The sequence below is a fragment of the Pseudomonas tumuqii genome (assembly GCF_013184545.1).
GTDB classification, from domain to species: Bacteria; Pseudomonadota; Gammaproteobacteria; order Pseudomonadales; family Pseudomonadaceae; genus Aquipseudomonas; species Aquipseudomonas tumuqii.
Genome location: NZ_JAAOJA010000015.1, coordinates 62,285 through 75,547 on the forward strand (window position 1 = coordinate 62,285; position 13,263 = coordinate 75,547).

11 protein-coding genes are annotated in these 13,263 nt (G+C 64.2%); 7 read left to right on the plus strand and 4 right to left on the minus strand.

The features are described 5' to 3' along the window. The first annotated feature begins 34 nt into the window (after positions 1–34). The 4 genes from arcD (at position 35) to arcC (ending at position 4,812) form a co-directional block, all read left to right on the plus strand. Complete coding sequence (gene arcD / locus G9C89_RS21685; RefSeq protein ID WP_172152103.1) at positions 35–1,462, plus strand: arginine-ornithine antiporter; 1,428 nt, start codon at positions 35–37, stop codon at positions 1,460–1,462. Between the two features lie 15 nt (positions 1,463–1,477). Further along, positions 1,478–2,731 carry an arginine deiminase gene (arcA, locus tag G9C89_RS21690; RefSeq protein WP_172152105.1) on the plus strand — a complete coding sequence of 418 codons (1,254 nt, stop codon included), beginning with the start codon at positions 1,478–1,480 and terminating at the stop codon, positions 2,729–2,731. A 36-nt stretch (positions 2,732–2,767) separates the two neighbouring features. Beyond that, positions 2,768–3,778, plus strand: coding sequence for an ornithine carbamoyltransferase (locus tag G9C89_RS21695; protein WP_172152107.1), 1,011 nt, complete (start codon positions 2,768–2,770; stop codon positions 3,776–3,778). A 104-nt stretch (positions 3,779–3,882) separates the two neighbouring features. After that, entirely contained in the window at positions 3,883–4,812 is a 930-nt protein-coding gene (arcC, locus tag G9C89_RS21700; RefSeq protein WP_172152109.1) for a carbamate kinase, read from the plus strand. Between the two features lie 104 nt (positions 4,813–4,916). On the opposite strand, the gene G9C89_RS21705 is transcribed toward arcC, so the two are convergent. After that, positions 4,917–6,566 (minus strand): acyl-CoA synthetase, encoded by a 1,650-nt coding sequence (locus G9C89_RS21705; protein ID WP_172152111.1) that lies wholly within the window; start codon positions 6,564–6,566, stop codon positions 4,917–4,919. A 242-nt stretch (positions 6,567–6,808) separates the two neighbouring features. Between G9C89_RS21705 and G9C89_RS21710 the strand changes: the two genes are divergently transcribed. After that, entirely contained in the window at positions 6,809–8,719 is a 1,911-nt protein-coding gene (locus G9C89_RS21710) for a beta-ketoacyl synthase (RefSeq protein WP_172152113.1), read from the plus strand. Positions 8,720–8,923: 204 nt separating this feature from the next. Here the strand turns inward: G9C89_RS21710 and G9C89_RS21715 are convergent, their stop codons facing one another. Both G9C89_RS21715 and G9C89_RS21720 read right to left on the minus strand, forming a co-directional pair. Next, positions 8,924–9,928: a DUF481 domain-containing protein gene (locus tag G9C89_RS21715; RefSeq protein WP_172152115.1), complete on the minus strand. Its 1,005-nt coding sequence runs from the start codon at positions 9,926–9,928 to the stop codon at positions 8,924–8,926. Between the two features lie 129 nt (positions 9,929–10,057). Continuing rightward, a complete protein-coding gene (locus tag G9C89_RS21720; protein ID WP_172152117.1) occupies positions 10,058–11,056 on the minus strand; it encodes a DUF481 domain-containing protein in 999 nt (332 codons plus the stop codon). Between G9C89_RS21720 and G9C89_RS21725 the strand changes: the two genes are divergently transcribed. Continuing rightward, positions 11,055–11,447 (plus strand): MGMT family protein, encoded by a 393-nt coding sequence (locus tag G9C89_RS21725; RefSeq protein WP_172152119.1) that lies wholly within the window; start codon positions 11,055–11,057, stop codon positions 11,445–11,447. The two genes, G9C89_RS21720 and G9C89_RS21725, sit on opposite strands and share 2 nt — an antisense overlap. Before the next feature lie 46 nt (positions 11,448–11,493). Next, on the plus strand, positions 11,494–13,062 hold the full coding sequence (locus G9C89_RS21730) for an AmpG family muropeptide MFS transporter (protein WP_172152121.1): 1,569 nt from the start codon (positions 11,494–11,496) through the stop codon (positions 13,060–13,062). A 66-nt stretch (positions 13,063–13,128) separates the two neighbouring features. Here G9C89_RS21730 and G9C89_RS21735 read toward each other — a convergent pair. After that, positions 13,129–13,263: acyl-CoA dehydrogenase C-terminal domain-containing protein (locus G9C89_RS21735; protein ID WP_172152123.1), on the minus strand; the 135-nt coding region annotated here is incomplete at its 5' end.

Below are 13,263 nucleotides of genomic sequence, written 5' to 3' on the forward strand. Positions count from 1 at the left end.
GCGCCAGCCCTGCCGACTCTCAAGGAGAAACAACATGTCCCAGGCTGCTGCGAAACTTCGTCTGCCCGCCCTGGTGGCCCTGGTTGTGGGGTCGATGGTTGGCGGCGGGATCTTTTCCTTGCCGCAGAACATGGCGGCCAGCGCCGGCGCCGGGGCGATCCTGATCGGCTGGGCGATCACCGCGGTCGGCATGCTGACCCTGGCCTTCGTGTTCCAGAGCCTGGCCAACCGCAAGCCCGAACTGGACGCCGGGGTCTATGCCTACGCCAAGGCCGGCTTTGGCGACTACATGGGCTTCTCCTCGGCCTGGGGCTACTGGATCAGCGCCTGGATCGGCAACGTCAGCTACTTCGTCCTGCTGTTCAGCACCCTCGGCTACTTCTTCCCGGTGTTTGGCGAGGGCAATACCCCGGCGGCCATCGCCTGCGCCTCACTGTTGTTGTGGATCGTGCATTTGCTGGTGTTGCGCGGCATCAGGGAAGCGGCGCTGGTCAACCTGGTGACCACCATCGCCAAGCTGGTGCCGCTGCTGCTGTTTATCGTCATCACCGCCATCGCCTTCCAGCTGGAGGTGTTCACCGCCGACTTCTGGGGCACCGGCAACCTGGAGCTGGGCAGCGTGATGAACCAGGTGCGCAACATGATGCTGGTCACCGTCTGGGTGTTCATCGGCATCGAGGGCGCCAGCGTCTATTCGGCCCGGGCCGACAACCGGGCGGACGTCGGCAAGGCCACCGTGATCGGCTTCGTCGGCGTGCTGCTGCTGTTGGTCATGGTCAATGTGCTGTCGATGGGCATCCTGAGCCAGGCCGAGCTGGCCGGGTTGCAGAATCCGTCCATGGCCGGCGTACTCGAGCAGGTAGTCGGCCACTGGGGCGCGGTGCTGATCAGCGTCGGCCTGATCGTCTCGCTGACCGGCGCCCTGCTGGCCTGGACCCTGCTCTGTGCGGAGATCCTGTTCGTCGGCGCCCGCGATCACACCATGCCCAACTTCCTCAAGCAGGAAAACGCCAAGCGGGTTCCGACCAATGCCCTGTGGTTGTCCAACGGCCTGATCCAGCTGTTCCTGATCGTCACCCTGTTCAACCAGGCCACCTACCTGAGCCTGCTGTACCTGGCCACCTCGATGATCCTGCTGCCGTATTTCTGGTCGGCGGCCTACGCCGTGCTGCTGGCGGTGCGCGGCGAGACCTACGAGGGCGCCCCCGGCGCGCGTAACAAGGACCTGCTGATCGGCCTGATCGCACTGATCTATGCCGTCTGGCTGGTCTACGCCGGCGGCCTGCAGTATGTGCTGCTGTCGGCACTGCTCTATGCCCCTGGCGCCATACTGTTCGCCAAGGCCAAGCGCGAGCGGGGCCAGCCGGTATTCACCCCGCTGGAAAGCCTGGTATTCCTCGCCGTACTGGTCGGTGCCGGCATCGCCGCCTATGGCCTCTACGCCGGTTTCCTCAGCCTCTGAGAGAAGGAGTTCGACATGCCCACACGCGCACTCGGCGTGTATTCCGAAGCCGGCAAACTGCGCAAGGTGCTGGTCTGCTCGCCCGGCCTGGCGCACCTGCGCCTGACCCCGAACAACTGCGACCAGTTGCTGTTCGACGATGTGATCTGGGTCAGCCAGGCCAAACGCGACCACTTCGACTTCGTCAGCAAGATGCGCGAGCGCGGCGTCGAGGTTCTGGAGATGCACAACCTGCTCACCGACACCGTGCGCGATCCCGCGGCGCTGCAGTGGATTCTCGACCGCAAGATCACCGCCAACCTGGTGGGTATCGGCCTGCAGGACGAGGTGCGCAGCTGGCTGCAAAGCCTGGAGCCGCGCCGGCTGGCCGACCACCTGATCGGCGGGGTGACGGTGGCCGACCTGCTCAAGGACCTGGGTGCAAGCGCCAGCCTGAAGATGCTCGGCGACTTCATCGGCCAGTCCAGTTTCATCCTGCCGCCGCTGCCCAATAGCCTGTTCACCCGCGACACCAGCTGCTGGATCTACGGCGGCGTCACCCTCAACCCGATGCACTGGCCGGCGCGCCGCCAGGAAACCCTGCTGGCCGCGGCCATCTATCGGTTCCACGCGGACTTCGCCAATGCCCAATTCGACACCTGGTACGGCGACCCGGACCTCGACCACGGCTCGGCCAGCCTGGAAGGCGGCGACGTCATGCCGATCGGCAACGGCGTACTGTTGATCGGCATGGGCGAGCGCAGCTCGCGCCAGGCCATCGGCCAACTGGCGCAGAAACTGTTCGCCAAGGGCGCAGTCGAGCGGGTGATAGTCGCCGACCTGCCGCAGTCCCGGGCGGCCATGCACCTGGACACGGTGTTCAGCTTCTGCGACCGCGACCTGGTGACCGTCTTCCCCGAGGTGATCAACCAGATAGTGCCGTTCAGCCTGCGCCCCGACCCGGGCAAACCGGGCGGCATCGACATCCGCCGCGAGGACCAGCCCTTCCTCCAGGTGGTGGCCGCAGCGCTCAAGCTGAAACAGCTGCGGGTGGTGGAAACCGGCGGCGACAGCTACGAGGCCGAACGCGAGCAGTGGGACGACGGCAACAACGTGCTGGCCCTCGAACCCGGGGTGGTGATCGGCTACGACCGCAACACCTACACCAATACCCTGCTGCGCAAGGCCGGGGTCGAGGTGGTGACCATCGACGCCAGCGAACTGGGGCGCGGCCGCGGTGGCGGCCATTGCATGAGCTGCCCGATCAGCCGTGACCCCATCGACTATTGACCAGCCAGACCTTCGTGGTCTGACGAGGAACTTGCCATGGCCTTCAACCTGCACAACCGCAGCCTGCTCAGCCTGATCCACCACAACGCCCAGGAACTGCGTTACCTGCTGGACCTGGCCCGCGACCTCAAGCGCGCCAAATACACCGGCACCGAGCAGCAACATCTCAAGGGCAAGAACATCGCGCTGATCTTCGAGAAGAGCTCGACCCGCACCCGCTGCGCCTTCGAGGTGGCGGCCTATGACCAGGGCGCCAACGTCACCTATATCGACCCAAGTTCTTCGCAGATCGGTCACAAGGAAACCATGAAGGACACCGCGCGGGTGCTCGGATGCATGTACGACGCCATCGAGTACCGTGGCTACCATCAGGAAATCGTCGAGGAACTGGCCAAGTTCGCCGGGGTGCCGGTGTTCAATGGCCTGACCGATGAATACCACCCCACGCAGATGCTCGCCGACGTGCTGACCATGCGCGAGCACAGCGACAAGCCGCTGCACAACATCAGCTATGCCTACCTGGGTGATGCGCGCAACAACATGGGCAACTCGCTGTTGCTGATCGGCGCCAAGCTCGGCATGGACGTGCGCATCGCCGCACCCAAGGTACTGTGGCCGGACGCCGCGTTAGTCGAGCAATGCCAGGCCTTCGCTGCCGCCAGTGGCGCGCGCCTGACCCTCAGCGAAGATGCCCTGGCCGCAGTGCGGGGCGTCGACTTTATCCACACCGATGTCTGGGTTTCCATGGGCGAACCCGTGGAAGCCTGGGCCGAGCGCATCGGATTATTGCTGCCCTACCAGGTCAACATCGCGATGCTGCAAGCCAGCGGCAACCCACGATGCAAATTCATGCACTGCCTGCCGGCCCTGCATAATGCCGAAACCAAACTCGGCCAGCAGATAGCCGAACAGTACCCGCACCTGGCGGGTGGCATCGAAGTGACCGACGAGGTCTTCGAATCCCCGGCCTGCATCGCCTTCGAACAGGCGGAAAACCGCATGCACACGATCAAGGCGGTGCTGGTCGCCACCCTCGGCGATATCTGATCGCGGCCCAGGATCATGCATACCCAACCCGCTCTCGTAGTCCGGATGCAATCCGGGAAAACCCTTACCCGCCACGGCTTGCCTGCATTTAACGGAGAGCGACTATGCGATTGGTAATCGCCCTGGGCGGCAATGCCCTGCTGCGGCGCGGCGAGGCCCTGAGCGCGCAAAACCAGCGCGATAACGTGCGCAGCGCCTGCGCGCAGATCGCCCGCATCGCCCCCGGCAAACAGCTGGTCATCGCCCACGGCAACGGCCCGCAGGTCGGCCTGCTGGCGCTGCAGAATGCCGCCTACGGCGCCACCGACGCCTACCCGCTGGACGTCCTGGGTGCCGAGACCGAGGGCATGATCGGCTACATGATCGAGCAGGAACTGGGCAATCTGTTGCCCTTCGAGGTGCCCTTCGCCACCCTGCTGACCCAGGTCGAGGTCGACCCGGCCGATCCGGCCTTCGCCCATCCGAGCAAGCCCATAGGCCCGGTCTATAACCAGGAGCAGGCGCAGCGCCTGGCGGCGGAAAAAGGCTGGAGCATCGCCGCCGACGGCGACAACTTCCGCCGGGTGGTGGCCAGCCCCAGGCCGCAGCGGATCTTCGAAATCCGCCCGATCCAATGGCTGCTGGAGAAAGGCACGGTGGTGATCTGCGCCGGTGGCGGCGGCATCCCTACCGTCTACGACGAAAACCGCAAGCTCAAGGGCATCGAAGCGGTGATCGACAAGGATCTCTGCTCCGCGCTGCTGGCCGAGCAACTGGGCGCCGACCTGCTGGTGATCGCCACCGACGTCAGCGCGGCCTTCGCCGACTGGGGCCTGCCGACGCAGAAAGCCATCGCCCGGGCCCACCCGGATGCCTTGGAACGACTGTCCTTTGCCGCCGGCTCCATGGGCCCCAAGGTGCAAGCCGCCTGCGAATTCGCCCGGCATACCGGCAAGCCCGCGGTAATCGGCGCCCTGGCCGATATCGAGGCAATTGTCGAAGGCAAGGCCGGCACCCGGATCAGCACCCACATCAGCGGCATCGAATACCGCTGACGTGGTTCCGATCCTATGGTTATGGGCAATATCTGCGAGGTCGTAGGGGGGCTGGCTGTGTGGCGCTTCAGGAGCGCCGACCACCTACCGATCGGCTTACCTGCCTACGCCGCCTGACCACCTTGCGCCATCGCCCGCGCCTGCTCGCGCAGGACGAACTTCTGCACCTTGCCGGTGGAGGTTTTCGGCAGGGCGGTGAAGACCACGCAGCCCGGCACCTTGAAGCGCGCCATGCGCTGCTGGCAGAAGGCGATCACCTCGGCCGCCGTCAGCTCGACACCCGGTTTGAGGGTGACGAAGGCGCACGGGGTTTCGCCCCATTTGTCGCTGGGCATGGCCACCACCGCGGCCTCGAGGATCTGCGGATGGCGATAGAGCACATCTTCCACCTCGATCGAGGAGATGTTCTCGCCACCGGAAATGATGATGTCCTTGGAGCGGTCCTTGATCTCGACGTAGCCGTCGGCGTGCCACACCGCCAGGTCACCGGAGTGGAACCAGCCACCGGCGAAAGCCTCGGCGGTGGCGCTCGGGTTTTTCAGGTAGCCCTTCATCACCACGTTGCCGCGCATCATGATCTCGCCGATGGTCTGACCGTCCTTGGGCACCGGCTGCAGGCTGTCCGGGTCGGCCACCATCAGGCCGTCGAGCAGCGGCGCGCGCACGCCCTGGCGGGATTTGAGGCGGGCACGCTGCTCGGGGGTTTCGCTGTCCCACTCCGCCTTCCATTCGCAGGCCACGCTGGGGCCATAGGTTTCGGTCAGGCCATAGACGTGGGTGACGCGAAATTCCATGGCTTCCATGGCCTCGATCACCGCGGCGGGTGGTGCGGCGCCGGCGGTCAGCACCTTGACCGGGCGGGTCTTCAGCGCCTTCAGGTCATCGGCGGCATTGGCCAGCATGTTCAGCACGATCGGCGCGCCACAGAAATGGTCGACGCCGTGCTCGGCGATCAGCGGGTAGATGGCCTCGGCGCGCACGTGGCGCAGGCACACGTTGACCCCGACATAGGCCGCCAGGGCCCAGGGGAAGCACCAGCCGTTGCAGTGGAACATCGGCAGCGTCCACAGGTACACCGGGAAGCGGCTCATGTCCCAGCACATCGCGTTGGACAGGGCATTCAGGTGCGCACCGCGGTGGTGGTAGACCACGCCCTTGGGGTTGCCGGTGGTGCCGGAGGTGTAGTTGAGCGAGATCGCCTGCCACTCGTCGGCTGGCATCTGCCAGGCATAGTCGGCGTCGCCTTCGGCGAGCAGCGCCTCGTAGTCGAGCTGACCGATCAGTTGGCCGTCCTGATACTGCGGGTCGTCGATGCCGATGATCAGCGGCCGGTTGGGCAGGTGGCTGGTGGCGCGCTGCACCAGTTCGCCGAACTCCTTGTCGACCAGCAGCACCTTGGCTTCGCCGTGCTGCAGGATGAAGGCGATGGCTTCGGCATCCAGGCGGGTGTTGATGGCATTCAGCACGGCGCCACACATGGGCACGCCGAAGTGCGCCTCGAACATCGCCGGGCCGTTCGGCGCGACCACCGCCACCGTATCGCCCAGGCCAATGCCGCGCCGGGCCAGGGCCGAAGCCAGGCGAATGCAGCGGCTGTAGGTCTCGCCCCAGGTTTGCCGCAGGCTACCGTTGATCAGCGCCGTGCGCTGCGGGTAGACACTCGCCGCGCGCTCGAGAAAACTCAAGGGGCTGAGCGCCTGAAAGTTCGCCACATCGCGCGGCATGCCATATTCGTAGGGGTTGAGGCTGTGCATTATTGTTCTCCAGCGGAACCTTGAACTGCAGAAACCTTAGCAGGAGTATGGTCTTTCCGAAGCGCTACCTTGGTCGAAGCAGTGACTCACGGGTCAGAAATCACGTCAGCATAATCACCCGAACAGTCGAGCCACTGCTCGCCCCATCGAATGTCCCCGTGTTTACGGGTTCCTGGGCGGGCGACAAGCAGGTATTGCTTCATCTGAGCTTGTCCGGCGTATTTATTTGAAGGAGTTTCCGCGTGAAGTCTCGCTTACCCGTGATCGTAGGTTTTGGTGGTTATAACGCAGCCGGCCGCAGCTCCTTTCACCACGGCTTCCGCCGCACCGTGATCGAGTCGATGGACACCCGCGCGCGCCAGGAAACCCTCGCCGGCCTGGCAGTGATGATGAAGCTGGTGCAAGTCCTCGACGGCAGCTACCAGAGCGACGACGGCACGCTGCTGAGCCTGGCCGAGATCGACAGCCGCTTCGCCGAACAGATTCTCGCCTCGACCCTGGTACGCCGCATCGAACTGCAGCACCTGGATGTCGACGCCGCCCATTGGCAAAAGAACATCAGCGTCAGCGGCACGCCCGACACGCCGCTGAGCTTCATCAGCAATCGCAAGCAACTGCCCGAGCCCCTGCCGGGCAACTGGTCGGTGGAGCAACTCAACGCCACCGAGGTGCGCGTCACCCTGCACGACAGCTGCGACTTCAAGGTCGACAGCTACCGCGCCCTGCCGGTGAAGTCCGCCGGCCAGCTGCCCAGCGGCTTCGAGCCGGGCGAACACTACAACTCGCGCTTCCATCCGCGCGGCCTGAGCATGGCGATTGTCGGGGTGACCGACGCCCTGCGCTCGACCGGCCTGCCCTGGCAATCGATCGTCGACCGGGTACAGCCGGACGAAGTGGCGGTGTTCGCCAGCTGCATCATGAGCCAGCTCGACGAAAACGGCTTCGGCGGCATGATGCAATCGCGGCTCAAGGGCGGCCGGGTCACCGCCAAGCAGCTGGCCCTGGGCCTCAACAGCATGCCGGCGGACTTCATCAACGCCTATGTGCTCGGCAGTGTCGGCAGCACCGGCGCCATCACGGGCGCCTGCGCCACCTTCCTCTACAACCTGCAGAAAGGCATCGAGCAGATCACCGCAGGCAAGGCCCGGGTGGTCATCGTCGGCAGCAGCGAGGCACCGGTCAATCAGGAATGCATCGAGGGTTACGGCGCCATGGGCGCACTGGCCACCGAAGAAGGCCTGCGCCAGATCGAAGGCAACGAGCAGGTGGATTTCCGCCGCGCCAGCCGCCCGTTTGGCGACAACTGCGGCTTCACCCTGGCCGAGGCCTGCCAGTTCGTGGTGCTGATGGACGACGAACTGGCCCTGGAACTGGGGGCCGACATCCATGGCGCAGTGCCGGATGTCTTCGTCAACGCCGACGGCTTCAAGAAATCCATCTCCGCCCCCGGCCCCGGTAATTACCTGACCATGGCCAAAGCGGTAGCCAGCGCCGTGCAACTGCTCGGCACCGATGCCGTGCGCCAGCGCAGCTTCGTCCAAGCCCACGGCTCCAGCACCCCGGCCAACCGCACCACCGAATCGGAACTGCTGGACCGCATCGCCGCCGCCTTCGCCATCGAGCAATGGCCGGTGACCGCGGTCAAGGCCTTCGTCGGCCATTCCCTGGCCACTGCCAGCGGCGATCAGGTGATCTCCGCCCTGGGCAGCTTCAAGTACGGCGTCATCCCCGGAATCAAGACCATCGATGCGGTCGCCGACGACGTGTTTCAGGAGCACCTGAGTTTCGCCACCGCGGATCGCCAACGCGAGCCGCAGCAACTCGATGTGTGCTTCATCAACTCCAAGGGCTTCGGCGGCAACAACGCCAGTGCCGTGGTGCTGGCGCCCCATGTGGTCGACAAGATGCTGCGCAAGCGGCACGGCGAAGCGGCCTTCGACGCCTACTGCAACCGCCGCGAACAGACCCGCGCCGCGGCCCGCGCCTATGACGAGCAGGCCATGCAGGGCCAGCTGGAAATCATCTACAACTTCGGCCGCGACCTGATCGACGACAAAGCCATCGAGCTGGGTACCGAACAGATCAAGGTGCCAGGCTTCGCCCAGCCGCTGGTGTTCAAGAAGGATGAACGCTTCGCCGATATGCTCGACTGACAGCCAGCCCATGAGTGGCGGATGCGTCCGGATCGCGCTGATATGATGGGTATCGCTGCGCGCAACCGCATCCCGCAACAGCAGGATGACGTCGAGCGCAGCGCTACCCATCGATTTATGCCTTTGCCCGCCCACTGGGTTCCAGTGAGCGGCATTGCGGTGCAGGGCCTATCGAGCGCCACCGACTGGCGGCGCAATGGCTTATTACCAGCCGACGCCGAAGCCCAGGCTGTAGCGGGTCTCGTCCATATCGCCTTCCGAGCCGCTGACCAGCTCTTTCTCGGCCTTCATGTTCAGCGAGGCCCAGCTATTGACCTTGTAGCGTAGGCCCAGCGCGGTATCCAGGGTGTAATCGGCGACATTGGCCAGCGGTTTACCCACTTCACCGGTGCTGAACACTTCCATGCTCTTGCCGATCAGGTAGCGGTTGTAGTCCCACTTGGCGCTCGCCGAGTAGAAGTTGTCATTCTCGCCGTTGGCATATTCATAGTCGGTGCGATTGAGCAGACCGACTACCGAGAAGGCGCCCAGCTCGTTATCCCAGAACTGGTAACCCGGACCGGTACCGACGGTGCGCTGCCGGGCCAGATCCTCGATCTGGTCGCGCTTGTATTCGAGGCGCCCCTGCCAGAACCAGTGCTCGTCGAAAAAACGGTCCAGGGCGTATTCGGTTGCCCAATTGTCCGTGGCCACCACACCGTCCTGGTACTCACGGTCGTAACCGACTTCCGCGTTGTGTCGCCACAGGCCGTGACGCGCCTGGGTCTTCATGTCGACTTCGTAATCGTCGGTGTCGGTTTCGGCACGTTTGTAGTCCAGCGCCACGTCGAGATTGCCCTTCCAGGTCAGGTCTTCGACCAGCGGTTTGGGCTTCATGATTTGCCGGACACTGGCCAGTTCGATGGTCCTCGGCTCCTCGCCATTGACCAGGGTGACCTTGCCCTCCTCGGCGGCCAACAGGGACTTGGCCCGCTCGCCGGTAATCTTGCCTTCCTTGATCAACAGTTCCTGGTCGCTTTGCAGGGTGGCGATCTTCTTCCAGTCCAGCGCAATCGAGCCACCGTACTCGGTTTCCAGGAGCAGTTTTTTTCCCTCGAAGAATTTGATGGTGCCGCTCAGCCGATCACCGTTTTTCAACCACACGGTATCGGCCAGCAGAGGACTGGTAGCTGCCGAAAGGGCTAGGCATAGCAAGGTTCTAGACATCATAAGCGGGCTTGAAAGGCTCTGATTGGGTAAAAGCCGGGCATTATGCGCGAGCCCGGGCACTGAACAAGGACTGACCGTCGGAATTAATCGGAGTTCAAGCCAAGCGACCGGCGTCAGGATGGCAATAACCTACCAGCCGAACCCGACACCCATCAGATAGTGGCGCTCGGAGGCGGTGCGCCCCAGGCCACGGATTTGATCCAGTTCGTACAACAGCGACAGGCGGGCCCAGCTGTTGAGCCGATAGCGCAGGCCGAACTCGCTGTCGAGTACGTAGTCGATTTCAGCGATTTCGGGGATATGCAGTTCGGCGTTGCTATGGAACTCCAGGCGGGTGCCCCATAGCAGGCGCTTGTAATCCCACTCCAGAGAGAACGTGTTTAATGCCAGATCACCGGCAGTCGTATCGAAGTGAACGCGATTGAACTGGCCGATCAGATCGAAGCGCCCCAACTCGTTATCCCAGAAGCGATAACCGGGCCCGGTGCCGACCATCCGCTGACGCCTGATGAACTCGAACTGGTCTTGCTGCTGCTCACCGCCGACGCGCCAGAACCAGTGCTCGGTGAGGAAGCGGTCAAGGTCGTACTCCAGTTTCCAGTTATCGTCGACCTTGCTGCCGTTCTTGGTCTCGTGTTCCAGATCGCCGGTCAGAACATGCCGCCAGCGACCATGCTCGACCCGGGTGTTGCCCTTGAGCTTCCACTCATCGGAGTCATCCTCGTTGCGCTCCATGTCCAGCTTGGCGTCGAGATTGCCCTCCCAGAGCCGATCTTGCAGCACCGCTCGTGGCGGCACCAGACGGGTAATACTGGCCAGCGGCACGGTCTGGGCGGTCGCATTGATGACCCGCACCATGCCTTTGCCCGCCGCAGCCAACTGCTTGCTGAGCTCGCTGTCCAATCCCTGGCGACGCAGCAACAGGGGTTGGTCCGAACGCAAGGTATCGATATCCTTCCAGTCGATCAGCACCTGGCCGGCATAGCGGGTTTTCAGCGCCAGCTTGCCGCCGTCGAGCAGCAGGATGTCGCCGCTCAGGCGGTCGCCATTATTCAGCCAGACCGTGTCCGCCGACACCGGCATGGCCAAGCCCACGAATGCGGATAACAGCAGGATGCGCAGCAGCATGATCGGTCGACAACCGCCAGGTCAGGGTGAGGCTGCCAAGCATGCCGCTTCGCCCCTGCCAGCAGCAAGCCAGGATGCACGCCGTGAGGCGCTGTATCTGACGCTCGCACAAGTTCCGGCGGGCAAGGTGGTCAGCTATGGCCAACTGGCCGAGCTGGCCGGCCTGGGCCGCGCCGCACGCTGGGTAGGACGCAGCCTCAGCCAGCTGCCGTCGGGTACGACGCTGCCCTGGCATCGGGTGATCGCCGCCAGCGGCCGCCTGAGCCTGCCGGCGGGCAGTGTTTCCGGCGCGGAGCAACGGCAGCGCTTGCGGGCTGAAGGCGTGTTGGTCATCAATGATCGCGTGGATATCCGACGGCACGGCTGGCGCCCAATGGAGCACAGCGGTTAGAGTGCGCCCTGAATCCATTCTCTCTCTGCAGACAGATACCCGCTCAATGCCCCGTAAAAGCTGGCGCGAAGCCCTCGCCGCCTATTCCAGCCCCGCCACGCTGGTGCTGCTGCTCCTCGGGTTCGCCGCCGGCCTGCCCTACATGCTGGTGTTCTCCACGCTGTCGGTGTGGTTGCGCGAAGCTGGCGTAGCGCGTGAAACCATCGGTTTTGCCAGCCTGATCGGCCTGGCCTACGCCTTCAAATGGGTCTGGTCGCCACTGCTCGACCAGTGGCGCCTGCCGTTACTCGGCAGGCTTGGCCGACGCCGCTCCTGGCTGGTACTGGCCCAGGTGCTGATTGCCATCGGCCTGGCCGGCATGGCGTTGTGTGACCCGCAGACCAAACTGACCTGGCTGATCTCCCTGGCGGTGCTGGTGGCCTTCGCCTCCGCCACCCAGGACATCGCCATCGATGCCTACCGCCTGGAGATCGTCGAAGACACCCGCCAGGCGGCCCTGGCTGCCAGCTACATGGCCGGCTACCGGGTCGCGGCACTGCTGGCCACCGCCGGCGCCTTGTACTTCGCCGAAGGGTTCGGCTCTACCGTGCAGCTTTACCAGCACAGCGCCTGGGCGGGCACCTACCTGATGTTCGCCCTGCTGATGTTGCCCGGCCTGCTCACCAGCCTGTGGATGCGCGAACCGGCGGTGCCGCTGCAAACCCAGTTGGCCGCGGCACGCTACGGTTTCAGCCATCAGATCGCCTCGGTGCTGGTGCTGATCGTGCTGCTGATCTCGGTGCCGGCGATGTTCACCCAGTTTTATTACACCGATTTCGCCAGCCTGGTGCGTGGCGAAATCAGCCTGCTCGATCTGCTCCTCGAGGACCGCGCCTTCCTGCGCGCCCTGCTGTACAGCATCCTCACCACGCTGTGCCTGTCGAGCATGGGTCGCCGCGGCCTGGCACCGGTGCTGACCCCGATCAACGACTTCATCATTCGCTACCGCTGGCAGGCATTGCTCCTGCTCGGGCTGATCGCCACCTACCGCATGTCGGACACCGTGATGGGTGTGATGGCCAACGTGTTCTACATCGACCAGGGCTTCACCAAGGATCAGATCGCCAGCGTCAGCAAGCTGTTCGGCCTGGTCATGACCCTGCTCGGCGCCGGTTTTGGCGGCCTGCTGATCGTGCGCTTCGGGATCCTGCCGATCCTGTTCATCGGCGGCCTGGCATCGGCCGCGACCAACCTGCTGTTCCTCCTGCTCGCCGGCATGGGCGCCGACCTGCAGATGCTGATCGTCACCATCTCCGCCGACAACTTCAGCGCCGGCCTGGCCACGGCGGCGTTCGTCGCCTACCTGTCGAGCCTGACCAACCTGCAGTTCTCGGCCACCCAATACGCCCTGCTCAGCTCGATCATGCTCTTGCTACCGCGCCTGATCGGCGGCTATTCCGGGGTTCTGGTGGAGAAGCTCGGTTATGCCGAGTTCTTCCTGATCACCGCCATGCTGGGCATCCCGACCCTGATCCTGATCGCCCTGCAATGGCGGCGCGAACGCCCGCAAGCCAATGGTTCGACACCGCCCGAGCCGGCCGACGCCCCGCCGCTGAAAACCGAAGCCAACCACTAGCACATCGCCGATAGATGTAAAAAAGCCCCGGCACATGTCCGGGGCTTTTGCATTGCCGGGCGTGGCTTAGAACTGCGCCGCATCCAGCAGGTACAGGCTCTCGCTGCCGGCCTTGACCGAGGCGGTCAGCGAGTGGATGCGCGGCAGGATGCGGGCGAAGTAGAAGCGCGCGGTGCCCAGCTTGCTGGCGTAGAAGTCGTC

Excerpts from the sequence above, each read along its gene's own strand:
- G9C89_RS21695 (WP_172152107.1), top strand. The coding sequence starts at position 2,768 with ATGGCCTTCAACCTGCACAACCGCAGCCTGCTCAGCCTGATCCACCAC.
- G9C89_RS21730 (WP_172152121.1), top strand. The coding sequence starts at position 11,494 with ATGCCCCGTAAAAGCTGGCGCGAAGCCCTCGCCGCCTATTCCAGCCCC.
- arcD (WP_172152103.1), top strand. The coding sequence starts at position 35 with ATGTCCCAGGCTGCTGCGAAACTTCGTCTGCCCGCCCTGGTGGCCCTG.
- G9C89_RS21715 (WP_172152115.1), bottom strand. The coding sequence starts at position 9,928 with ATGATGTCTAGAACCTTGCTATGCCTAGCCCTTTCGGCAGCTACCAGT.
- G9C89_RS21720 (WP_172152117.1), bottom strand. The coding sequence starts at position 11,056 with ATGCTGCTGCGCATCCTGCTGTTATCCGCATTCGTGGGCTTGGCCATG.
- arcC (WP_172152109.1), top strand. The coding sequence starts at position 3,883 with ATGCGATTGGTAATCGCCCTGGGCGGCAATGCCCTGCTGCGGCGCGGC.
- G9C89_RS21725 (WP_172152119.1), top strand. The coding sequence starts at position 11,055 with ATGATCGGTCGACAACCGCCAGGTCAGGGTGAGGCTGCCAAGCATGCC.
- G9C89_RS21705 (WP_172152111.1), bottom strand. The coding sequence starts at position 6,566 with ATGCACAGCCTCAACCCCTACGAATATGGCATGCCGCGCGATGTGGCG.
- arcA (WP_172152105.1), top strand. The coding sequence starts at position 1,478 with ATGCCCACACGCGCACTCGGCGTGTATTCCGAAGCCGGCAAACTGCGC.